Raw genomic sequence first — 24313 nt, 5'->3', positions numbered from 1 at the left:
GGACCAGAGTTGTTATTTTCAACTCTTACTATTATACCGACTTTTCAAACTTTGTCAACACCTTTTTTAAACTTTTTACAATTTTTTCAATTCTTTTCAAGTGCATCTTTTCAAATTATAGTAAAAAGAGCCAGAATTATACTGACTCTCCTATTGATTATTAAACTTAGAAGCACGTTCTTCTCCCCACCAATAGGGGATTAGTTCTGCGACTTTCACCGTCTTTCTTGTATCGTAGTCCATCATAAATTCTGCATCTTTATTTTCAGCATTAAGCTCTAAAAGGAATTCTCTGCAAGCTCCACAGGGCATTCCTGAACTTCCACCATAAGGTGGTTTATCTCGAAAGGCTAATACTTTTTTAACCTTAGTTTGTCCTGAAAATTGGTACATATTGAAGAGAGCCGCCCGCTCTGCGCAGAGATGGAACACACCACAGGTTCCCTCCATACAGAAACCTGTAAATATTTGTCCATCTTCTGCTTCTACTGCGGCCACAACATGGTTAGCGTAAACAAAATCAGATACTTCATGTGGATCGTATAGCTTCTGTGCTTCTTCGTACATCTTTTCCCAGATGTCCATTATTATACCCTTCTTATTTAGAGATTTCTTTTAACATATTTTCTATATGCTGAATTGATTTTTTACGTCCAAGCAAGAAAATTGTATCTGGTAATTCTGGTCCATGCATTTCACCTGAAACAGCGATACGAATAGGCATGAAAAGATTTTTCCCTTTAATACCTGTTTCTTTTTGGACTGCTTTGATTTGTGGGAAGATATTTTTTGTTACAAATTCATCATCTGTCATCGCCTCAAGTTTTGCTTTGAAGGCTTCAAGAACTGTTGGGACTGTTTCCCCCGCCATGACTTCGCGCTCTGCTTCTGTCAATTCTGGGAAATCTGAGAAGAAAAGATCTGTCAATGGAATAATTTCATCTACTGATTTCATTTGTGGTTTATAGAGCTCAACTAATTTTTCAGCCTTATCAGTCACTCGACCTGCTTCCTCTAAGAATGGTTTTGCCATTTCAAAGATAGTTTCTAGGTCTGCATTCTTGATATAATCATTGCTCATCCAGTCGAGTTTCTTCTGATCGAAGGCTGCTGGAGACTTGCTCAGGCGGTTTTCATCAAAAAGTTTAATGAGTTCTTCACGAGAGAAGATTTCATCTTCGCCACCTGGGTTCCAACCAAGAAGAGCAATAAAGTTAAAGACTGCTTCTGGTAAATAGCCTTTTTTACGGTAGTCTTCGATAAACTGAAGGGTGTTGGTGTCACGTTTAGACAATTTTTTCCCAGTTTCAGAGTTGATAATCAAAGTCATGTGACCAAACTCTGGAGCTTGCCAACCAAGTGCTTCATAAACCATGAGCTGTTTTGGTGTATTAGCAATATGGTCATCTCCACGGATAACATGAGAGATTTGCATATCGTGATCATCGATAACAACGGCAAAGTTGTAAGTTGGGTAACCGTCTTTCTTTTGGATAACCCAGTCACCGCCGATATTGCCACCTTCAAATTCGATATCACCTTTGACCATATCATGCCACTTGTAGATACCTGACTCATTGACCGCTAAGCGAACTGTTGGTATGATACCAGCTGCTTCACGTTCTGAGATGTAAGCTACTTTTTCTTCTTCACTCATACCAAGGTATTCGTTAATGTAACGAGGGGTTTCACCAGCTGCTTCTTGGCGTTCGCGTTCAGCTGCCAACTCTTCTTCTGTAACGTAAGATTTGTAGGCTTTTCCTTCAGCTAACAGTTGATCGATGAATTTTTGATACAAGTCCAAACGCTCAGACTGGCGGTAATTTTCATGTGTTTCTGGACTTTCATCCCAATCCATGCCCAACCAACGAAGGTTTTCAAGCTGTGAACGTTCACCATCCTCGACATGACGTTTACGGTCAGTATCTTCGATACGAATGATAAAAGTTCCACCATGATGACGTGCATACAAGTAGTTGAACAATGCTGTACGGGCATTCCCGATGTGTAGTAGTCCTGTTGGACTTGGTGCGTAACGTACGCGGATATCTTTTGACATAGTTTCTCCTATAAAGTCTCTAGGCGTCTGCCTTTTTGCTCTCTATATTATATCACAAGTCTTGGCTGAGTCCAATTTCTATGGATAAAGATAGTAAAAAGAGTGGACAAACCACTCTTTTCTTCTATTATAGACGTGCGTTAAGTTCTTTGCTCAATTCTTCAAATCCTGGTTTTCCAAGAAGGGCGAACATGTTACGTTTGTAAGCTTCAACACCTGGTTGGTCAAATGGGTTGATAGCATTCAAGTAACCTGAAAGAGCGATAGCCAATTCGAAGAAGTAGATTGTATAACCAAGAGTGAAAGCGTCTTGCTCTGGAAGAGTCACGTACATGTTTGGTACATCGCCATCTGTGTGGGCAAGAAGAACACCATCAGTCGCTTTTTTGTTTACAAAGTCAACGTCTTTTCCTTGAAGGTAACCAAGTCCATCAAGGTCTTCTTCCAAGCTAGGGATAATCACGTTTTTACGAGGTTTGTCAACACGGACAACTGTTTCAAACATGATACGAGTTCCTTCTTGGATAAATTGACCAAGTGAGTGCAAGTCAGTTGAGAAGTTGGCTGAAGTTGGGTAGATACCTTTTTGGTCTTTCCCTTCTGATTCACCAGCCAATTGTTTCCACCACTCTGAGAAGTATTGAAGTGATGGCTCGTAGTTTACCAAGATCTCAGTTGCATAACCTTTACGGTAAAGGATGTTACGAACTGCTGCGTATTGGTAAGCTTCGTTTTCAGAGATTTTATCTGAAGTGTAGTCTTTGCGAGCTGCATTCGCACCTTCCATAAGGGCTTTGATGTCAGCTCCTGATGCTGCGATTGGAAGCAAACCAACGGCTGTCAATACTGAGAAGCGTCCACCGATATCATCTGGAACAACAAATGTTTCCCAACCGTTAGCGTCTGCTTCAACCTTAACAGCACCTTTTTGGCGGTCAGTTGTTGCATAGATACGTTTGTTGGCTTCTTCTTGACCGTATTTCTTAACCAAAAGTTCTTTGAAGACACGGAAAGCGATCGCTGGTTCAGTTGTTGTACCTGATTTAGAAATCACGTTTACTGAGAAGTCTTTGTCTGCAACATACTCTACCAAGTCAGCAAGGTAAGTAGATGAGATTGAGTTTCCTGCGTAAAGGATTTGTGGAGCCTTGCGTTCTTCTTTTGTTTGCAAGTTTGCAAAGTGGTGGTTCAAGAAGTCGATTGCTGCTTTGGCACCAAGGTAAGATCCACCGATACCAATCACAACCAAAACATCGCTGTCTGATTTGATTTGCTCAGCAGCTTTCAAGATGCGGTCAAATTCTTCGCGGTCGTAGTTTTCAGGAAGGTCCAACCATCCCAAGAAGTCGCTACCAGCACCAGTTCCTTTACGGATCAATTCATCTGCTGCTGTTACTTGTGATTGCATGTATTCCACTTCATGTGGTGCAACAAATTTGTCTAAAACTTTTGAATAATCAAATTTAATATGTGACATGTTATTCCTCCAATATTTCTTCTTTTCTATCATAACGCTTACCTTCGTTTTTTTCAAGTTTTTTTGTCGAATTTCTCCAATTTTTATCAGAATTCAAACGTTTGCGTAAAAATGCTACATTCCAAAAATTTTGAAAAAATAAAATAAAGAACGACCAGATGTCCCAGTCGTTACAGTTCATTCAATAAATACTCAAATAATTCTAAATTGCCATCTTCTTCATTAACCAGAAACTCTGGATGCCACTGTAAACCAATAATGCGATGTTCGTCGATAGACTCAATCGCTTCAATGGTCTGGTCTCTTGGATCAATAGCAGTTACACGGAAATTAGGTGCCAAATCTTTAATGCTTTGACGATGGACAGAATTGACCTGACTTTCTTTTCCAAATAGCTTAGCTACTACGCTTCCTTCTACCGTCTCAATAGAGTGAGATGTTCCGAAAGGTAGTCCTTGCCAGTGACCTTCGATTTCTTGATTGAGGGTGCCGCCAAAGGCAACATTGACAAGTTGGACACCACGGCAGATTGCCATAATTGGTTTATTCTGGCGGAGAGCTTCCTTCAAGAGAGCCAGTTCAAACTCATCACGTACTAGATTGTAATCATCACTCTCGATAGTCTTTTTCTCTCCATAAAACTGAGGATGGACATTTTGACCGCCTGTCAAAATAAGCTTGTCAATCATTTCCACATAATCGCGTACAACTGATTCATCACCGACAGGAATAACTAAAGGGAGACCACCGACTTGACGAATGCTCTCTGCAAATCTACAAGATACAGATGAATGAATGTTTTTGCCTTCTGCGTCTACGGGACATAGATTTGCAGCAACTCCTACAACCGTTCTAGCCATGATGTCTCTCCTTTCGAATATTAACCATACTCCTATCATATCACTCAAAATGACTTTCGTCTAATATGTTTTTTTAAAGGCCGTGATAAAAATTTTTTATGGACAAGAAAAAGCTGCCCGAATAGGACAACTTTTTTCTTATTCAAAAACAAATTGATTGTGATAGAGTTCTGAGTAAAATCCACCTAACTTCAAGAGTTCATGGTGGTTACCACGTTCAATGACTTCTCCATCTTTGAGGACAATAATCTGGTCTGCATTGAGGATGGTCTTCAAACGATGGGCAATAACGAAACTAGTTCTGCCTGCTACAACCGCCTCCATGGCATGCTGAATCTTGCTTTCTGTCACCGTATCTACGTTCGAAGTGGCTTCATCTAGAATGAGAACTTCTGGATCTGTCATCAGGGTTCGAGCGATAGAAATCAATTGCTTTTGTCCTGTCGAGAAGATGCTCTGGTCATCATCTATAAGAGTATCGTATTTATCAGGCAAACTTTCGATATAGTCGTGAATATGGGTTGCCTTGGCTGCTGCCTCAATCATTTCCTGACTAGCATCTGGCACACCAAAACGGATATTGTCTCGAATGGTTCCACTAAATAAGACTGAATCTTGCAAGACGATTCCCACCTTGCTTCTAAGACTATCTAAATCATAGTCACGAATGTCTTTGCCGTCAAAATAAATACCACCAGCATCAACATCATAAAAGCGATTGATGAGGTTCATAATAGTCGTTTTCCCTGACCCTGTCGGACCAACAACTGCTGTCATCTGGCCTTTAGGGGCAGAAATGCTGACATCTTTCAAAATAGGTTTATCAGGCAAGTATGAAAAATCAATATGACTGATTTCAACACCTTCTTGCAACTTAGTAAAGGTCGGAGCCTTTTCAGGACGAATTTCTTCCTCTGCGTCAAACATTTCCTGAATCCGTTCAGCACCTGTAAAGGCCAACTGAAGACTTCCCCAACTAGCTGCAACTTGGATAATAGGCTGGTAGTACTGCTGTGAAAATTGGGCAAACATAACAATCAAACCTAGGGCTGTACTTGTTTCAATAGTCTTATCATTCAACAGTACAGCTGAACCAGCAAAGATGACGACAGCTGTATTAACCAGACTCATCCCATTCATGACAGGGAAAAGAATCCCTGAGAACATTCTTCCTTTAAAGGTTGCCTTGCGCACGCGCTCATTTTGCTCAAGAAATCCTGCCATCATATCCTCTTGAATTCCTTGGACAATCACGGCTTTTTGGCCTGAGATACTCTCATCCATATAGGCGTTGAGTTTCCCTACCTCTTTCTGCTGGAGATTGGTGTATTTGCGCGCCATTTTCACGATGAAAATCAGCATAAGGAAGGCCACTGGTGTGCTGGCAATGGTGATGAGGGCCAGCGTCACATTTCTCGAAAACATGACAAGAATCAGACCGATATATAAAACAATATTGCTCATGACCTGAATCAAACTTTCGTTAAAGGCTTGGAGGATATTATCCAAATCACTAGTAAAACGAGACAAGATATCACCATCTTGTCGGCGGTCAAAGAAAGAAACCGTCAAACGAGCAAGCTTACCAAAGAGGCCTTTGCGCATCTCGTTGGTCGACTCTGCAATCACGCGCGTCATGAGACACATGTATATGACACTGGAGATAAATAGAACCAAAACTAGCAGACCAAGATTGACCATGATTCCTGATAGGCTTTGCCAAACAAGTTCTGGATTGCCATCTTTATAAGCTTGAACTAAATTAGCTAGCTGCGTCACTGCTTGTCCAGAAAAGACCGGAAAGAGAGCTTGGGCAAGAGTTGCTAAAACAATCATCAGGATAACAACTACAAATGATAGCTTATAGACTTTAAAATAATTCCAAAAAAATTGAACTGTCTTCATTTTACTCCTCCTTTCCTTTCTGTGTTTCGTAGATTTCACGGTAAACAGCATTATTGGCAACCAAGTCTGCATGCGTACCTTGACCAATCAATCGTCCTTGGTCTAGAACCAAGATTTTATCTGCATGAACAACCGAGCTAATCTTTTGAGCAATAATAATGGTTGTCGTCCCCTTCAAGTCCTTATCCAAGGCTTCTTGGACCAAGCGCTCTGACTTGGCATCCAAGGCTGAGGTTGAATCGTCAAAAATCAGAATACGTGGATTGCTGACAATCCCTCGAGCAATCGACATCCGTTGCTTTTGCCCACCAGAGAAGTTGGTTCCCCGTTCCTCAACTGGACTTTCAAAGGTTTTCTCCATACGATGAATGAATTCACTAGCCTGGGCAATATTGGCTGCGCGTTCCATTTCAAATAGAGTAGCATCTCCCTTACCCTGTCTCAAGTTATCTGCAATCGTTCCACTAAAGAGAATGGCACGTTGGAGAACGATAGAAACTGTTTTACGCAGGGTTCCTTCACTCACTTCTCGAATATCCTTGCCACCGATTTTGATAGCCCCCTCCTGTGGATCAAAGAGACGTGGAATCAATTGAGCTAAGGTTGATTTTCCTGCACCAGTTGCTCCAACTACACCAACCATTTGACCATGTTCGATAGTAAAGGTCACATCTTTCAGCATTGGTTCCTTGTCCATTGGATAGGTAAAGGTCACATTTTCAAAGCTAAGACTGCCGACCAACTCTTCATCTGGGACATCCTTGAAGGTCATGGCTGGCTCTGCGTCAAGAATTTCTCGAATACGACGCATAGAGATCATGGCACGACTGACAGAATTTCCCAAAAATCCAACCATAACAATGGTAAAGATAATCTGGCTTAGGTAATTGACAAAGGAAGCAATGGAGCCAACAACTGACGGATCCGACTGAACCATCCCTGCAACTAACCAAATAGAGAGGAATACCGCCCCATAACCGACCAACATCATAAAGGGTTCCACTACTGAAAAGGCATAACCAATGTAAAGATTTTGACCGAGAAGCTCATCTGAAACCTCCGTAAATTTGGCAAACTGTTCTTTTTCTTGGACAAAGGACTTGACCACGCGAACGCCACGCAGATTTTCCTTGGCAATGGCATTGATGCGCTCAAGAAGGGTTTGAAACTTGGCAAAACGAGGCCCCATCATACCCATCATGGCAGCAGTCAAACCAAAAATCAAGACTACCATGAGAACAATCACCCACCACAGAGAAGGTAAAGTTTGAACCGCCAAGATAAACGAACCGATGAACAAGAGGGGAAGTCTGAAAAGAATCTGGAAGGTCATCATGACCACGTTCTGAATCTGGTTGATATCATTTGTCATTCGAACGACTAGATTTCCCGCATTAAATTGTTCAATATTGGCATAAGAAAAGGTTTGGATTTTACGGAAGGCATCCTCTCGAAGGTCAGATGAAACTCCTTGAGCAATATAGGCTGCGAGGACAACATTGAGCCCACCAGCAACCAGACCGACCACGGCCACACCAATCAACCAAGCCCCGATACTATAAATGGCTTCATATTTTCCAGCAAGGAGGGCGTCTAAGACTTCCTGCAAATAACGCGGTTGCAGAAGTGAACTAGCAACCATCAAGCCTGTCATCAGGAGCGAAGCTAAGGTCTGCCATTTGTAGGTTTTTATTTTCTGAATCAGCATACTTTCTCCTTAAAAAATAGACAAAAGGGAGCGACAATGCGTCAGCTCCTTTTCATTCTGTTTGTGTGATGTTATTCTAGCAAAAAAGTGAGGGATTGTCAAAGAAGTCTCCTTGATATAGCTAGAATGACAAGTAATTCATTCTTTATAATTTTTGTTTTAACTCGACCAAGACATTCATAGCCTGCATAGGTGTCATGTTGTAAATGTCCAATTTAGCTAATTCTGCTAGAATAGGGTTTTCTTCTGCCGTATCAAAGAGTGAAATCTGTTCAGTGACGGCACTTGTTTGTCTCATGGGAGCAGGACTTTCTGTCCCTTGATTCTCTAACTGAGTCAAAATCTTATCCGCCCTTGCTAAAAGGTCTGCTGGCAAACCAGCAATCTTGGCAACATGGATACCGTAGGATTTATCAGCTGGCCCTGGTTCAATCTTGTGAAGGAAGGTGACCTGCCCATCCTGCTCCAAAGTTGCCACGTGGACATTGACCAAGTGTTCCAAGCTAGACTCCAGACTAGTCAACTCATGGTAGTGGGTCGCAAAGAGGGTCTTGGCTCCGATGTGCTCATGGATGTATTCGATGATGGAGTGGGCAAGAGCCATCCCATCATAAGTCGCGGTTCCCCGTCCCAACTCATCAAAGAGAATCAAAGAATTCTTAGTCGCATGCGAAATGGCATTGTTGGCCTCCATCATCTCCACCATAAAGGTTGATTGACCTGAAACCAAGTCATCGGCTGCTCCGATACGGGTAAAAATTGCATCAAAAATCGGTAAATGGGCACTTTCTGCTGGCACATAAGAACCCAACTGGGCCATAACTGCCGTCATGGCTAACTGACGCATATAGGTTGACTTCCCACTCATGTTGGGCCCTGTAATCAGTTGAATACTGGTATCTTCTGCCATCTGAATCGTATTTGGAATATAGGTCTGAGCCCCCATGACCTTTTCAACGACAGCATGGCGCCCTTTCTGGATATCAATCCGCGAATCATCTCCAAACTCAGGTCGAATCAAATGCTGGGTTTCAGCCACAACCGCCAGACTTTGCAAGACATCAACTGTCGCAATTCCTTGAGCTAGAGCCTGCAAACGCTGGATATACTTGCTGACTCCCTCACGAATACGCATAAAGATTTCGTACTCTAGGTTGGCTGACTTCTCACGCGCCTCCAGCATATCTCCCTCGATACGGGCTAATTCTTCGGTTCCAAAACGTTCCGAGTTTTTCAGCGTCGCCTTGCGGAAAAAGTGAGCAGGCACATTTCCCAGTTGCGAATTGGTCACATGGAAATAGTAGCCATCCTTTTTATTATAATCAATCTTAAGCGTGCTGATGCCAGAGTTTTCTCGCTCCTTTGCTTCAATTTCAGCAATCCAGCCAGTCCCTTCTCTGAGCACACGACGGTACTTGTCTAAGGTTTCATCAAATCCAGTGCGGATAATGCCACCTTCCGTAATCACATGGGGAGCTTCAGGAGCAATCGCTGCGCTAATCAAACTCTCCAACTCAGGAATTCCATCCAGTTGTGCGATGAGATAGGCTAGAGCAGGTTGCTCCATCCCTTCTAAAATCGCACGAATCCGTGGCACACTAGACAAGGTAGTCGCCAACTGCAAGAGATCCTTGGGATTGGTTTTGCCAAAAGAAACACGACTAGCCAAGCGCTCAATGTCATAAACACCCTTGAGACTGTCTGTCAAATCACTACGCTCAAAGAAATGGTCGAGAAAGACCTGCACCACTTCTTGACGTTGGATGATCCGTTCCTTATCAATCAAAGGACGATGAATCCAAGAACGCAAGAGACGCATTCCCATAGCTGTTTTGGTTTCATCTAAAATCCAGAAAAGACTGCCTTGCTTCTTGCCTGAACGGGTATTCTCAACCAAATCCAGACTAGCCTTAGTCGCATAATCCATCTGCAAGTAATCTTTGATTTCATAGCGGATAACAGGTTTGAGGTGGTTCAATTCCCGCATCTGGGTCCGATGAACATACTGGAGGAGCTTACTAGATGCCGATTGCTCCACAGTTGCCAATCGTGGATCCAGTAAATGAAGGTCCTCAAATCCTTCTTTTTCATAGGAAAGCACCAAATTCATCTGGCGACTGAGAATCTGTTCTTCTGCATCAGACAAATCATAACCCAGCACCACTTCTCGAGCCTTGAGATTACGAATTTCCCCACAAACCAGCGTGAAATCCAATAGACCTGTCACATAAAAGTCACCGGTCACCAGATCCATGTATGCTAACCCAAATCGACTGCCATCACGATCTACGGCTACCAAGAAATTGTTCTGACTGTCCGGCTTAGTGCTATCGACTACTGTCCCGGGTGTAATGACCTGAACAACCTCTCGTTTAACAACCCCAACCGCTTGTTTAGGATCTTCCATCTGCTCTGCGATAGCCACCTTATAACCCTGCTCAATCAAGACATCGATATACTGTTGGGCAGAATGATAGGGAACCCCCGCCATAGGAATCGGATTGTCCGCATTCTTGTTGCGACTCGTTAAGGAAATTTCCAGAATCTGCGCAGCATTGACCGCATCCTCATAAAATAATTCATAAAAATCACCCATCCGAAAGAGCAAAAAAGCATCTGGATATTGCTTTTTAATATCCACATACTGTTGCATGCCAGGTGATAGCTTTTCTGTCGCCATTGTACATCTCTCCTTGTCAAAAATAAGTCTTGAGAGCAACTCTCAAGACCTTACTTATCTTTCATCAAATCTAGCAAACGATCTTCCATGAGTTTGGCAACGTGCTGGTCTCGACAAATGACCAATAAGGTATTGGCACCAGCAACTGTTCCTAAAATCCATTCATCCTTGTTTGCATCTACAATATTTGCCAAAACAGAGGCTTCTCCCAATTTGGTATGAAGCACCAAGGTAAACTCTGCTCTTGCAACACCTTCTAAATGATGAGACAAAAATTCCACCAAATCAATCTTTTCTGTCTCATTTGCTAGTACATAATACACCATATCATTTTTCTTGACCTTGGTCAAGCCGATTTCGCGCAAATCACGAGACAAGGTTGTCTGCGTCACAAAGACATTATGCGCCTCTAACCGATCTTGAATTTCTTTTTGTGTACTTAATTTCTCCTCAGTAATCATTTTTTTTATTAACTGATGACGATCTCTTTTTCTCATAAAATCCTCTTATGTGAATATTTATAACTATTTTTATAACTATATTATACCAAAAAAATAGGAGATTTCAAAAATTTTTTCTTCTTTCTTTAAAATTGTGATAAAATAGTAGAAAAGTCCAAAAAGGAGCTCTTAATGAATACAAAAGAATTGATTGCTAGCGAATTGGCTAGCGTCATTGATAGCCTGGACCAAGAGGCTATTTTAAATTTACTGGAAACCCCTAAAAACTCAGAAATGGGAGACATTGCTTTCCCTGCTTTTTCTCTTGCAAAAGTCGAACGTAAAGCACCTCAAATGATTGCGGCAGAACTGGCTGAAAAAATTAATAGCCAAGCCTTTGAAAAGGTTGTCGCAACAGGACCTTACGTTAACTTTTTCCTTGATAAATCTGCCATCTCTGCTCAAGTATTGCAAGCTGTTATCACTGAAAAAGAACACTATGCTGACCAACATATTGGTAAACAAGAAAATGTTGTTATCGACATGTCTAGTCCAAATATCGCTAAGCCATTCTCTATTGGTCACCTGCGCTCAACTGTCATCGGAGATAGCTTATCACATATTTTCCAAAAAATCGGTTATCAAACAGTCAAGGTCAACCATTTGGGAGACTGGGGTAAACAGTTTGGGATGCTGATTGTTGCCTACAAAAAATGGGGTGACGAAGAAGCTGTAAAAGCTCATCCAATTGATGAACTTCTTAAACTCTATGTCCGCATCAACGCTGAAGCTGAAAATGACCCTAGCTTGGATGAAGAAGCACGCGAATGGTTCCGTAAACTTGAAAATGGAGACGAGGAAGCTCTCGCACTTTGGCAATGGTTCCGTGATGAAAGTTTGGTGGAATTTAACCGTCTTTACAATGAATTACAAGTCGAATTTGACAGCTACAATGGAGAAGCCTTCTACAACGATAAGATGGATGCAGTTGTAGACATTCTTTCTGAAAAAGGCCTTCTGGTTGAATCAGAAGGTGCCCAAGTTGTCAATCTTGAGAAATATGGAATTGAACATCCAGCCCTTATCAAGAAATCGGATGGTGCAACTCTCTATATCACTCGTGACTTGGCTGCAGCCCTTTACCGTAAAAACGAATACCAATTTGCTAAATCTATCTACGTCGTTGGTCAAGAGCAATCTGCCCACTTTAAACAGCTCAAAGCTGTCTTGCAAGAGATGGGCTACGATTGGAGTGACGACATTACTCACGTTCCTTTTGGTTTGGTTACAAAAGAAGGGAAAAAACTCTCTACCCGTAAAGGGAATGTCATCTTGTTAGAGCCTACAGTTGCAGAGGCTGTTAGCCGTGCCAAAGCCCAAATCGAAGCAAAAAATCCTGAACTGGAAAATAAAGACCAGGTAGCACATGCTGTTGGGGTTGGAGCCATTAAATTCTATGACCTCAAGACCGATCGTACAAATGGATATGACTTCGACCTAGAGGCTATGGTGTCCTTCGAGGGAGAAACTGGACCTTACGTTCAATACGCCTACGCTCGTATCCAATCGATCTTACGCAAAGCAGATTTCAAACCAGAAACAGCCGGCAACTATAGCTTGAATGATGCTGAAAGCTGGGAAATCATCAAACTCATCCAAGACTTCCCACGTATTATCAACCGTGCGGCAGATAACTTTGAACCTTCTATTATTGCTAAATTTGCAATTAGCCTGGCTCAAGCCTTTAACAAATACTATGCACATACACGTATCCTAGACGAAAATCCTGAGCGCGACAGCCGTCTAGCCCTCAGCTACGCAACCGCAGTCGTTCTCAAAGAAGCACTTCGCTTGCTTGGAGTAGAAGCGCCTGAGAAGATGTAAATCGCCAAAGTTACTTGATTGCAAAGCAATCTAAGTAACTAACGCCAAATCCTATCAGGTATTTGGCTAGGCGCTTCACTAGTTCTGGGACATAAATATTATCGATTTACTCACTACTACTTCTTTATCATACAGGGAGATTTCCTATGAGCCAATATGCTTATATCCTCGTTGTGATTAGCTTGGTTTTCCTTTTTCTGCTCAATAAGTACGAGAAGGAGAGACTGCAAAGGCTCTACCAAGAACAACTTTTGAAGGATGAAACATTTAGGGCTGACATCAGAGAGAAAATTCAAACGACTGAAAATATCAATGATGTCATTGCTTACATCAATAAAACTTATCATCTGGGAATGTTGCTATCAAAAGACATTACAGATCAATTAAAATAAATCTAGCTATTCTTTAAGAAATATCAAAACCGAGACTAAGAGTTTAAGACTTCGTCTCGGTTTTTGTATATTTTTCAAGTAACAAAGCCACCACTCCCCCAGCAATGCAAGTGCAAAATCCCCTAGAATGTGATAAAATAAAAAAGAGAACTCTATCAAGGAGGAAAACATGGAAAAACAAACCGTCGCCGTCTTGGGGCCTGGTTCTTGGGGAACTGCCCTTTCACAAGTCTTAAATGACAATGGACACGAGGTACGTATTTGGGGAAACATTCCCGAGCAAATCAATGAAATTAATACCTATCATACTAACAAACACTACTTTAAAGATGTCGTTCTAGATGAAAATATCATTGCCTACACCGACTTAGCAGAGGCACTGAGAGATGTAGATGCGATTTTGTTTGTTGTTCCAACAAAAGTGACACGACTTGTTGCCCAACAAGTTGCAAAAACCTTAGACCATAAGGCTATCATCATGCACGCATCAAAGGGATTAGAACCCGATAGCCATAAACGATTATCAACCATCCTTGAAGAAGAAATTCCTGAACAACTCCGCAGCGATATCGTCGTTGTTTCAGGTCCTAGTCATGCAGAAGAAACCATTGTGCGTGATCTGACCTTAATCACTGCCGCTTCTAAGGATTTACAAACAGCTCAATACGTTCAGGAGCTCTTTAGCAATCACTACTTCCGACTTTATACCAATACGGATGTTATCGGGGTCGAAACTGCTGGTGCTCTTAAAAATATTATTGCTGTTGGCGCCGGAGCTTTGCATGGTCTAGGATTTGGTGACAATGCCAAGGCAGCCATTATCGCTCGAGGTTTGGCGGAAATTACCCGCCTAGGGGTAGCACTCGGGGCCAGTCCACTGACCTATAGTGGTTTATCTGGTGTAGGAGATTTGATTGTAACAGGAACCTCCATCCACTCTCGTAACTGGAGAGCCGGAGATGCTCTTGGTCGTGGAGAATCCCTAGCTGATATCGAAGCCAATATGGGCATGGTAATCGAAGGAATCTCAACGACTCGAGCAGCCTATGAACTAGCCCAAGAACTTGGAGTCTATATGCCCATTACACAGGCCATTTACCAAGTTATCTACCACGGAACCAATATCAAAGATGCCATTTATGACATCATGAACAATGAATTTAAAGCAGAAAATGAGTGGTCTTAACCCTCTAAAGAAAGGATTCTTATGTCATCAAAAGTTAGAAAGGCAGTCATCCCTGCCGCTGGACTAGGGACTCGATTTTTACCAGCAACAAAGGCCCTTGCCAAAGAAATGTTGCCAATTGTAGACAAACCAACTATCCAGTTTATCGTGGAAGAGGCTCTTAAATCAGGTATTGAAGATATTCTGGTTGTCACTGGTAAATCAAAACGTTCTATTGAGGACCACTTTGACTCAAACTTTGAGCTTGAGTACAACCTCAAAGAAAAAGGTAAAACAGATCTGTTAAAATTAGTAGATGAAGCAACTGGTATGCGCCTCCATTTCATTCGCCAAACTCACCCTCGTGGTCTTGGAGACGCTGTCCTACAAGCCAAAGCTTTTGTAGGGAATGAGCCCTTCGTTGTTATGCTGGGTGATGACCTTATGGACATCACAAATGAGAATGCCGTTCCTTTGACAAAACAACTGATGAATGATTACGAAAAGACACACGCATCAACCATTGCTGTCATGCCTGTACCACACGAAGACGTTTCATCATACGGGGTTATCGCTCCTCAGGGTGAAGGAAGTAATGGACTCTATAGCGTTGAAACTTTCGTAGAAAAACCAGCTCCCGAAGATGCACCAAGTGATTTGGCAATCATCGGTCGCTATCTACTCACACCTGAGATTTTTGATATCTTAGAAAATCAAACTCCTGGTGCTGGAAATGAAATCCAACTTACTGATGCTATTGATACGCTCAATAAAACACAGCGTGTTTTTGCCCGTGAATTTACAGGAGCTCGTTACGACGTTGGGGATAAGTTTGGATTTATGAAAACATCTATTGACTACGCCCTCAAGCACCCACAAGTCAAAGATGCCTTGAAAAATTACCTCATCCAACTTGGAAAAGAATTGGCTGAGAAGGAATAACAAAATCATTTATATAAAAAAGAACTAGGATGCTTAATTATCCTAGTTCTTCTTTATATATCAAGATTAGCCACACATAAATTAAGTAAATTCTCTACTTGAATTTACCTGTTTCATAAAAACTAATGAAAACGCTATACTTGTATTTGTTTTTTCATTAAAATAAGAGTAGAATAAATTAGTATAGTAAAAACAAAAAAGCACCGAATCGGTGCGCACTTTTTCAAGTTGTGTACGGACAAAGCCTTATTTTAACTTTGCTGTGTTGTTTCGAATAGTTCCAACACTTGTATTGTATATTATTCTTTTAAAATTAGCAAGAGAAATGTAAATAAAATGGAATAATATTTTATATTAGAAATTCATCTGAAAGTATTGTATTATCATTTACTAACAAAAAAACTTAATAAAAGGAGAACACTAAATGAGCAACAAATCCTACTCTATCGGACTCGATATCGGAACAAACAGCGTCGGATGGGCCGTCATTACGGATGACTATAAGGTGCCATCGAAAAAGATGAAAGTTCTAGGCAATACTGATAAACGCTTTATCAAGAAAAATCTAATTGGAGCTTTATTATTTGATGAAGGAACTACTGCTGAAGATAGACGTCTCAAACGAACAGCACGCCGTCGCTATACTCGTCGAAAAAATCGTCTTCGCTATCTTCAAGAAATCTTTTCTGAAGAAATGAGCAAGGTGGATAGTAGTTTCTTCCATCGATTAGATGACTCCTTCTTAGTTCCTGAGGATAAAAGAGGAAGTAAATATCCTATTTTTGCTACCTTGGCAGAAGAAAAAGAATATCACAAGAAATTTCCAACTATCTATCATTTGAGAAAACACCTGGCGGACTCAAAAGAAAAAACTGATTTGCGCTTGATCTATCTAGCATTAGCGCATATGATTAAATACCGCGGACATTTTTTGTATGAAGAATCTTTCGATATTAAAAACAATGATATCCAAAAAATCTTTAGCGAGTTTATAAGCATTTACGACAACACCTTTGAAGGAAGTTCACTTAGTGGACAAAATGCGCAAGTAGAAGCAATTTTTACTGATAAAATTAGTAAATCTGCTAAGAGAGAACGCATTCTAAAACTCTTTGCTTATGAAAAACCCACTGGTCTATTGTCAGAATTTCTCAAGTTAATTGTAGGAAATCAAGCTGAGTTTAAAAAACATTTTGACTTAGAAGAAAAAGCTCCACTACAATTCTCTAAAGATACCTATGATGAGGATTTGGAAAACTTACTCGGACAAATTGGAGATGACTTTGCAGACCTTTTCCTAGTGGCTAAAAAGCTCTATGACGCCATTCTTCTATCAGGTATCTTAACTGTTAAAGATCTTTCAACCAAGGCTCCACTTTCAGCATCTATGATTGAGCGCTATGAAAACCACCAAAAAGACTTAGCGGCTCTAAAACAATTCATCCAAAACAATCTTCAAGAAAAATATGATGAAGTTTTCTCTGACCAATCTAAAGATGGGTATGCTGGGTATATCAATGGCAAAACCACTCAAGAAGCATTTTACAAGTATATCAAAAATCTTCTCTCTAAATTCGAAGGAGCAGATTATTTCCTTGATAAAATTGAACGTGAAGATTTTTTGAGAAAACAACGCACCTTTGATAATGGTTCTATTCCTCACCAAATTCATCTTCAAGAGATGAATGCCATTCTCCGTCGTCAAGGAGAACATTATCCATTTTTGAATGAAAACAGAGAAAAGATTGAGAAAATCTTGACCTTCCGCATTCCATACTACGTTGGTCCATTGGCTCGTGGCAATCGTGATTTTGCTTGGCTTACTCGAAATTCTGACCAAGCAATCAGACCTTGGAATTTTGAAGAAATTGTTGATCAAGCAAGCTCTGCAGAAGACTTCATCAATAAGATGACTAACTATGATTTGTATCTCCCAGAAGAAAAAGTTTTGCCTAAGCATAGTCTCTTGTATGAAAGATTTGCTGTCTATAATGAATTAACAAAAGTAAAATTTATTGCAGAAGGATTGAGAGACTATCAATTCCTTGATAGTGGGCAAAAGAAGCAAATTGTCAATCAATTATTCAAAGAGAAAAGAAAAGTAACTGAAAAAGACATTATTCAGTATCTACACAATGTTGATGGCTACGATGGAATCGAACTAAAAGGAATTGAAAAACAATTTAACGCTAGTCTTTCTACTTATCATGATTTACTTAAAATAATCAAGGATAAAGCGTTTATGGATGATGCTGAAAATGAAGCAACTCTTGAAAATATCATCCACACGCTCACTATCTTTGAAGATCGTGAGATGATCAAGCAACGTCTTGCTCAATATGACTCTCTCTTTGATGAAAAAGTGATTAAAGCACTGACTCGTCGACATTATACTGGTTGGGGAAAACTCTCTGCTAAGTTGATTAATGGCATCAGTGATAAACAAACTGGCAATACGATTCTTGACTACTTGATTGATGATGGCTACAGCAATCGTAATTTTATGCAGTTAATCAATGATGACGGACTTTCCTTCAAAGACATTATTCAAAAAGCACAAGTGGTTGGTAAGACAAACGATGTGAAACAAGTTGTCCAAGAGCTTCCAGGAAGCCCTGCTATTAAAAAGGGAATTTTACAAAGTATCAAGATTGTTGATGAACTTATCAAGGTTATGGGCCATACTCCCGAGTCCATTGTGATTGAGATGGCACGAGAAAATCAGACAACTGCCAGAGGGAAAAAGAATTCCCAACAAAGATATAAACGCATTGAAGATGCACTAAAAAATCTAGCTCCTGGGCTTGACTCAAATATATTAAAAGAACATCCAACAGATAATATTCAACTGCAAAACGACCGTCTCTTCCTTTACTATCTCCAAAATGGGAAGGATATGTACACTGGGGAACCTCTTGACATCAACCAACTAAGTAGCTATGACATTGACCACATCGTCCCACAGGCTTTTATAAAAGATGATTCTCTAGACAACCGTGTCTTGACTAATTCAAAGGATAATCGTGGTAAATCTGATAATGTTCCAAGTTTAGAGGTTGTTCAAAAAAGAAAAGCTTTTTGGCAACAATTACTGGATTCCAAATTGATTTCAGAACGTAAATTTAATAACTTAACCAAGGCTGAACGTGGTGGTTTAGACAGGGAAGATAAGGTTAGCTTTATCAGACGTCAACTAGTTGAAACACGGCAAATCACAAAACATGTTGCTCAGATTTTGGATGCCCGTTTTAATACAGAAGTGACTGAGAAGGATAAGAAGAACCGTAAGGTCAAAATTATCACTTTGAAATCCAATCTAGTTTCCAACTTCCGTAAAGAATTTAAGTTATATAAGGTGCGGGAAATCAATGACTACCACCATGCACATGATGCCTATTTAAATGCAGTGGTAGCTAAGGCTATCCTTAAGAAATATCCTAAATTAGAGCCTGAATTCGTCTATGGTGACTATCAAAAGTACGATATTAAGCGCTACATCTCAAGATCCAAAGATCCTAAAGATGTTGAAAAAGCAACTGAAAAGTATTTCTTCTACTCAAACTTGTTGAACTTCTTTAAAGAAGAGGTGCATTACGCAGACGGAACCATCGTAAAAAGAGAGAATATCGAATACTCCAATGATACTGGAGAAATCGCTTGGAATAAAGAAAAAGATTTCGCTACAATCAAAAAAGTTCTTTCACTTCCGCAGGTGAATATTGTGAAGAAGACAGAAGAACAAACCGTTGGACAAAATGGTGGTCTGTTTGATAACAATATTGTGTCCAAGAAAAAAGTAGTTGACGCAAGTAAACTAATCCCTATCAAATCCGATTTATCCCCCGAAAAGTATGGTGGTTATGCGAGACCTACAATCGCTTATTCAGTTCTTGTTATAGCAGATATTGAAAAAGGAAAGGCTAAAAAATTAAAGAGAATTAAAGAGATAGTTGGAATAACTATTCAAGATAAAAAGAAATTTGAAGCAAATCCAATCGCCTATCTTGAAGAACGTGGTTATAAAAATATCAATCCTAATCTTATTATAAAACTACCTAAGTATAGTCTCTTTGAATTTAATGATGGACAGCGAAGATTATTAGCAAGCTCTATTGAATTGCAAAAAGGTAACGAATTGATTTTACCTTACCATTTCACTGCTTTACTTTACCACGCACAGCGAATTAGTAAAATTAGTGAACCAATTCATAAACAGTATGTGGAAACACATCAAAGTGAATTTGAAGAATTATTAACAACAATCATTTCTTTATCTAAAAAATATATCCAAAAACCAATTGTTGAATCGTTATTACAACAAGCGTTTGAGCAAGCCGATAAAGATATTTATCAGTTAAGCGATTCCTTTATCTCGCTCTTAAAACTTACCTCATTTGGAGCTCCTGGAGCTTTTAGATTCCTTGGTGTTGAAATTAGTCAATCAAATGTACGATATCAATCTGTGTCTTCTTGTTTCAACGCCACCCTCATCCACCAATCCATCACTGGTCTCTACGAGACTCGGATTGACTTAAGCAAATTAGGAGAAGACTAATGGGATGGAGAACTATTGTAGTCAATACGCACTCTAAACTCTCCTACAAGAATAACCACTTGATTTTTAAAGATGTCTCTCGGACAGAGTTAATTCACCTGTCCGAGGTGGACATCCTGCTTTTGGAGACGACAGATATTGTTCTCTCCACTATGCTGATAAAGCGCTTGGTGGATGAAAATATTCTGGTCATCTTTTGTGATGATAAACGCTTACCAACGGCCTACTTAATGCCTTACTATGGTCGTCATGATTCCAGTTTGCAACTCTCTCGTCAAATTGCTTGGAATGAAGATGTAAAGGCGGAAATATGGACAACCATTATAGCACAAAAAATTCTCAATCAAGCTTTTTATCTGGGGAGTTGTGGTTTTCTGGAAAAGAGCCAGTCCGTCATCGATCTCTATCATGGGTTGGATTTGTTTGATCCTAGTAACCGTGAGGGACACGCAGCTCGTATTTATTTCAACACCTTGTTTGGAAATGATTTTAATCGTGAGCAAGATAGTGATATCAATGCCGCCTTAGACTATGGCTACACATTGATTTTGAGTATGTTTGCGCGTGAGATTGTTTTGTCTGGCTGCATGACTCAGTTTGGATTGAAACATGCCAATCAGTTCAATCAATTCAACCTAGCCAGTGATATTATGGAGCCTTTCCGTCCGATTATTGACAGAATTGTCTATGAAAATCGAAATAGTTCTTTTGTCAAAATCAAGCGAGAACTTTTTACTATTTTCTCAGACACCTTCCACTACAATAATAAAGATATGTACCTGTCCAATATCATCAGTGACTATACTAAGAAAGTCATCCAAGCTCTCAATCAACCCGAGAAAGGAGTTCCTGAGTTTAGGATATGAGTTATCGATATATGCGTATGATTTTAATGTTTGATATGCCAGTTGATACCATAGAGGAACGCAAGGCCTATCGGAAATTTCGGAAGTTCCTCATAGATGAGGGATTTATCATGCACCAATTCTCCATCTATAGTAAGCTCTTGCTCAACAACTCTGCTAATAACGCCATGATTGAGCGACTCAAGACTCATAACCCTAAAAAAGGGAACATTACGCTCTTAACCGTTACAGAAAAGCAGTTTTCTCGCATGATTTACTTAAATGGCGAGCGAAATACCAGCGTAGCAAACTCCGATGCACGCTTGGTCTTTCTAGGAGAGGAGCCTAGAGATGAAGATTAATTTCCCACTATTGGATGAACCATTAGCTATTGAAAATGCAACTTTTTTAGTGTTGGAAGACCAGTTTACCTTTTCAACTATCGTCAAGCAATTCTACCAGTACACTGATGATGGAGAGTTGAAGTTGTTTGATAGAAATCTAAAAGCTCTGAAAGAATCCGAGTTACTAGTGATAACGGATGTCTTAGGATACAATCTCAACTCACCTGCCATGCTCAAGCTGATACATGCTGACCTTGAAAATCAACTCAATGACAAACCAGAAGTCAAATCCATGATTGAAAAGTTGGTAGCCACGATTACAGAATTATTGGCATTTGAGTGTTTAGAAAATGAACTAGACCTAGAATACGATGAAATCACCATTCTAGAGTTAATCGATGCGCTAGGAGTCAAAGTTGAAACTCTGAGTGACACACCTTTTGAAAAGATGCTAGAAATTGTCCAGGTTTTTAAATATCTTTCTAAAAAGAAACTCCTTGTTTTCATCAATGCATCCGCCTATCTATCAAAGGATGAGTTAGTAAATTTAATAGAGTATATCCAACTCAATCAACTGTCCGTCTTGTTTGTTGAGCCTCGGAAAATCTATGATTTTCCCCAGTATGTATTGGATCAAGACTATTTCTTGAACCCTGAAAATATGGTATAATAAGAGTGATAATTGGAACCTGACGAGCTGAAGTCTAGCTGGGACGAATGGCGCGATTACGAAATTTCGTGAGAAAAATTTTTCTACGAGGTTTTAGAGCTGTGTTGTTTCGAATGGTTCCAAAACTGTGTTTAGAAAATAATTTACTTTCTTATTGTTTTAGAGCTGTGTTGTTTCGAATGGTTCCAAAACGAAAGACCAAGACGGACAAGACAGCTTTAAGGTTTTAGAGCTGTGTTGTTTCGAATGGTTCCAAAACTCTGGACATTTAGCGGTTACACAACAGATGGTTTTAGAGCTGTGTTGTTTCGAATGGTTCCAAAACTTATATCAGAATATAAAAACAGCTAGTAGAGTTTTAGAGCTGTGTTGTTTCGAATGGTTCCAAAACAGGGCGGTGTGTAGGCTAGAAAATGATATCGTTTTAGAGCTGTGTTGTTTCGAATGGTTCCAAAACTGTTGGTGTTGAATATGATGTCGACTCCTTGTTTTAGAGCTGTGTTGTTTCGAATGGTTCCAAAACTCAAACAGCAGACGCTTGGGCGACCTTGCTGTTTTAGAGCTGTGTTGTTTCGAATGGTTCCAAAACCTTGCTCCTGTAGCCGTGTTTCTTGTTCCAGTTTTAGAGCTGTGTTGTTTCGAATGGTTCCAAAACGTGGCGGAAGTAGCTGCACACTACATCTGCGTTTTAGAGCTGTGTTGTTTCGAATGGTTCCAAAACATCCAAGCACGCTCAAACGTGCGCTCATAGGTTTTAGAGCTGTGTTGTTTCGAATGGTTCCAAAACCGGAGATGTAGCAGAAGCCGAAAGAGAAGCGTTTTAGAGCTGTGTTGTTTCGAATGGTTCCAAAACTTTCAGATGGTTCTGTAGTGGCTCCAGAAGGTTTTAGAGCTGTGTTGTTTCGAATGGTTCCAAAACGGAATGACATTAAATATTCAATTTGGTCTGGTTTTAGAGCTGTGTTGTTTCGAATGGTTCCAAAACAGCTGACAACACGGTTAATCATCAGATTAAGTTTTAGAGCTGTGTTGTTTCGAATGGTTCCAAAACTTATTCATTCACAGTTAGAGCGGATGGATTGTTTTAGAGCTGTGTTGTTTCGAATGGTTCCAACCCACATTAAAAGCTACTCATTTTTTAAGTAGCTTTTTTCTTATTCAAGTTTACATATTAGTCATTACAATCCCATTCCCCTGTAGAAAAGCAAAACTGCGAGTCCTACGAACAAGACTAACGCTACCAGTCTTTGACTAGCGCTATACATCCGTCTTTCTCCTCTAACTGGAAAGATAACTGCTAGAAATGCGCCACCAACTGCACCTCCGATATGACCTGCTAGACTGATTCCTGGAATCAGAACACTTCCAATAATGTTAACCACAAAAAGTGTCAGATAGGATTGCCCCAACTGCTGGATATAAGGATTACGCGTTGCATAGCGAAGAACAATAATTGCAGCAAATAGCCCATAGAGAGAAGTCGAGGCTCCTGCTGCTAAGGATTTGGGACTAAATACAAAAACAAAGAGATTGCCCATCATTCCAGATAAGAGATAGAGAAAGAAAAACTTCTTGGATCCGAAAATTTCCTCTACTTGCCTACCAAGGTAATAAAGCGAAAGCATATTAACAATGAAATGCTCCCACCCAATATGAACAAAAATAGCAGAGAAGAGACGCCAAATCTGCTCAGGAAAGAGGCGAATGGCAGGCCCGTACATGGCTCCAAATCGAAATAGGGTATCTGCCCTGTAAAAGTTTCCTCCTGTGGTCACCAACATTAGTAGAAATACCAAGGCCGTCACTAAGAGGAAGAAACTCGTCACAGGGTAACGCCTATCAAAGATTTCTTTCATCAATCAGTACCTCCTGAACAGGAATATCATGATTTTCAGGGCTAAAGTCCTGAATTTGACAAGGATATATCGTACTCAAAGTATGACCAGTAATATGTTTCAGATAGCGATCATAATAACCTCCACCGTATCCAATCCGATATCCTTCCGTCGTAAAAGCCAAGCCAGGAACATGAATCAAATCAATCTGAGAGGCATCCACCACTTCCAAATCTCCCTGTGGTTCCAGTAAGCCAAAGGAAGTTTTGGCTAGTTGTTGCGGATTATAGACTACAAAGTCCATGCGCCCCTTGGGATAAGTTTTGGGTATCAGAACCTTCTTGCCGTCCCTCAGCGCCTGGTCAATCAGTTCCTGAGTTTGAAACTCATGAGGAAAAGAGAGGTAGCTTGCGATGACCTTGGCTTCTTGGTAAAAGGGGTGTTGTAAAAGTCGCTCAGTTAAAGCTTGGTCTATAAACTGTTTTTGCTCTCGAGGGATAGCCTTCATTTCGTGCAAGACTTGCTTGCGTAATTCCGATTTCATAGACAAGC

Annotated in this window: 18 protein-coding genes and 1 CRISPR repeat array; of the genes, 8 read left to right on the top strand and 10 right to left on the bottom strand. The window is 40.4% G+C overall.

The features are described 5' to 3' along the window. Positions 1 to 150 precede the first annotated feature (150 nt). The 8 genes from N8M09_RS07010 to argR all read right to left on the bottom strand — a co-directional run bounded on the left by N8M09_RS07010 (position 151) and on the right by argR (position 11186). Entirely contained in the window at positions 151 to 585 is a 435-nt protein-coding gene (locus N8M09_RS07010) for a cytidine deaminase family protein (RefSeq protein WP_261064686.1), read from the bottom strand. Between the two features lie 13 nt (positions 586 to 598). Next, positions 599 to 2059 (bottom strand): glutamate--tRNA ligase, encoded by a 1461-nt coding sequence (gene gltX, locus N8M09_RS07005; RefSeq protein ID WP_261064685.1) that lies wholly within the window; start codon positions 2057 to 2059, stop codon positions 599 to 601. A 127-nt stretch (positions 2060 to 2186) separates the two neighbouring features. Next, complete coding sequence (locus N8M09_RS07000; protein WP_000018268.1) at positions 2187 to 3536, bottom strand: glucose-6-phosphate isomerase; 1350 nt, start codon at positions 3534 to 3536, stop codon at positions 2187 to 2189. A gap of 170 nt (positions 3537 to 3706) precedes the next feature. Then, positions 3707 to 4396 (bottom strand): gamma-glutamyl-gamma-aminobutyrate hydrolase family protein, encoded by a 690-nt coding sequence (locus N8M09_RS06995; protein WP_000124770.1) that lies wholly within the window; start codon positions 4394 to 4396, stop codon positions 3707 to 3709. Between the two features lie 138 nt (positions 4397 to 4534). After that, positions 4535 to 6301: a multidrug efflux ABC transporter subunit PatB gene (gene patB, locus N8M09_RS06990; protein ID WP_261064684.1), complete on the bottom strand. Its 1767-nt coding sequence runs from the start codon at positions 6299 to 6301 to the stop codon at positions 4535 to 4537. A gap of 1 nt (position 6302) precedes the next feature. Continuing rightward, positions 6303 to 8009 carry a multidrug efflux ABC transporter subunit PatA gene (gene patA, locus N8M09_RS06985; RefSeq protein WP_261064683.1) on the bottom strand — a complete coding sequence of 569 codons (1707 nt, stop codon included), beginning with the start codon at positions 8007 to 8009 and terminating at the stop codon, positions 6303 to 6305. Between the two features lie 145 nt (positions 8010 to 8154). Then, positions 8155 to 10689: a DNA mismatch repair protein MutS gene (gene mutS / locus N8M09_RS06980; RefSeq protein ID WP_261064682.1), complete on the bottom strand. Its 2535-nt coding sequence runs from the start codon at positions 10687 to 10689 to the stop codon at positions 8155 to 8157. Between the two features lie 50 nt (positions 10690 to 10739). Further along, positions 10740 to 11186 (bottom strand): arginine repressor, encoded by a 447-nt coding sequence (gene argR, locus N8M09_RS06975; protein WP_001231476.1) that lies wholly within the window; start codon positions 11184 to 11186, stop codon positions 10740 to 10742. Between the two features lie 135 nt (positions 11187 to 11321). Here argR and argS point away from each other — a divergent pair, with 135 nt between their 5' ends. The 8 genes from argS to csn2 all read left to right on the top strand — a co-directional run bounded on the left by argS (position 11322) and on the right by csn2 (position 21926). Further along, positions 11322 to 13013, top strand: a complete 1692-nt coding sequence (argS, locus tag N8M09_RS06970) for an arginine--tRNA ligase (RefSeq protein ID WP_261031735.1) — start codon at positions 11322 to 11324, stop codon at positions 13011 to 13013. Positions 13014 to 13159: 146 nt separating this feature from the next. Next, positions 13160 to 13405, top strand: a complete 246-nt coding sequence (locus N8M09_RS06965) for a hypothetical protein (protein WP_000084862.1) — start codon at positions 13160 to 13162, stop codon at positions 13403 to 13405. Positions 13406 to 13574: 169 nt separating this feature from the next. Then, on the top strand, positions 13575 to 14591 hold the full coding sequence (locus N8M09_RS06960) for an NAD(P)H-dependent glycerol-3-phosphate dehydrogenase (protein ID WP_261064681.1): 1017 nt from the start codon (positions 13575 to 13577) through the stop codon (positions 14589 to 14591). A 21-nt stretch (positions 14592 to 14612) separates the two neighbouring features. Beyond that, the gene (gene galU, locus N8M09_RS06955; RefSeq protein ID WP_101782300.1) at positions 14613 to 15512 is read left to right on the top strand and encodes a UTP--glucose-1-phosphate uridylyltransferase GalU; all 900 of its coding nucleotides are present in this window, start codon (positions 14613 to 14615) and stop codon (positions 15510 to 15512) included. Between the two features lie 424 nt (positions 15513 to 15936). Further along, the gene (gene cas9 / locus N8M09_RS06950) at positions 15937 to 20067 is read left to right on the top strand and encodes a type II CRISPR RNA-guided endonuclease Cas9 (protein WP_261064680.1); all 4131 of its coding nucleotides are present in this window, start codon (positions 15937 to 15939) and stop codon (positions 20065 to 20067) included. After that, positions 20067 to 20933, top strand: coding sequence for a type II CRISPR-associated endonuclease Cas1 (gene cas1, locus N8M09_RS06945; RefSeq protein WP_261064679.1), 867 nt, complete (start codon positions 20067 to 20069; stop codon positions 20931 to 20933). The genes cas9 and cas1 overlap by 1 nt, the downstream gene beginning before the upstream one ends. Beyond that, a complete protein-coding gene (cas2, locus tag N8M09_RS06940; RefSeq protein WP_070837522.1) occupies positions 20930 to 21274 on the top strand; it encodes a CRISPR-associated endonuclease Cas2 in 345 nt (114 codons plus the stop codon). Before cas1 ends, cas2 begins: the two co-directional genes overlap by 4 nt. Further along, entirely contained in the window at positions 21264 to 21926 is a 663-nt protein-coding gene (gene csn2 / locus N8M09_RS06935; protein WP_101782297.1) for a type II-A CRISPR-associated protein Csn2, read from the top strand. The genes cas2 and csn2 overlap by 11 nt, the downstream gene beginning before the upstream one ends. A 90-nt stretch (positions 21927 to 22016) precedes the next feature. After that, a CRISPR array of direct repeats spans positions 22017 to 23043; the repeat unit is 36 nt; unit sequence GTTTTAGAGCTGTGTTGTTTCGAATGGTTCCAAAAC. A 61-nt stretch (positions 23044 to 23104) separates the two neighbouring features. Here csn2 and N8M09_RS06930 read toward each other — a convergent pair. Both N8M09_RS06930 and N8M09_RS06925 read right to left on the bottom strand, forming a co-directional pair. Next, a complete protein-coding gene (locus N8M09_RS06930; protein WP_261064678.1) occupies positions 23105 to 23782 on the bottom strand; it encodes a rhomboid family intramembrane serine protease in 678 nt (225 codons plus the stop codon). Then, the gene (locus tag N8M09_RS06925) at positions 23766 to 24305 is read right to left on the bottom strand and encodes a 5-formyltetrahydrofolate cyclo-ligase (protein WP_261064677.1); all 540 of its coding nucleotides are present in this window, start codon (positions 24303 to 24305) and stop codon (positions 23766 to 23768) included. The genes N8M09_RS06930 and N8M09_RS06925 overlap by 17 nt, the downstream gene beginning before the upstream one ends. Between the last annotated feature and the right edge of the window lie 8 nt (positions 24306 to 24313).

The organism is Streptococcus mitis, assembly GCF_946190375.1.
GTDB classification, from domain to species: Bacteria; Bacillota; Bacilli; order Lactobacillales; family Streptococcaceae; genus Streptococcus; species Streptococcus mitis_CJ.
Note: the sequence above shows the minus strand (reverse complement) of the source record. Positions and strands in the feature narration are given on the sequence as shown.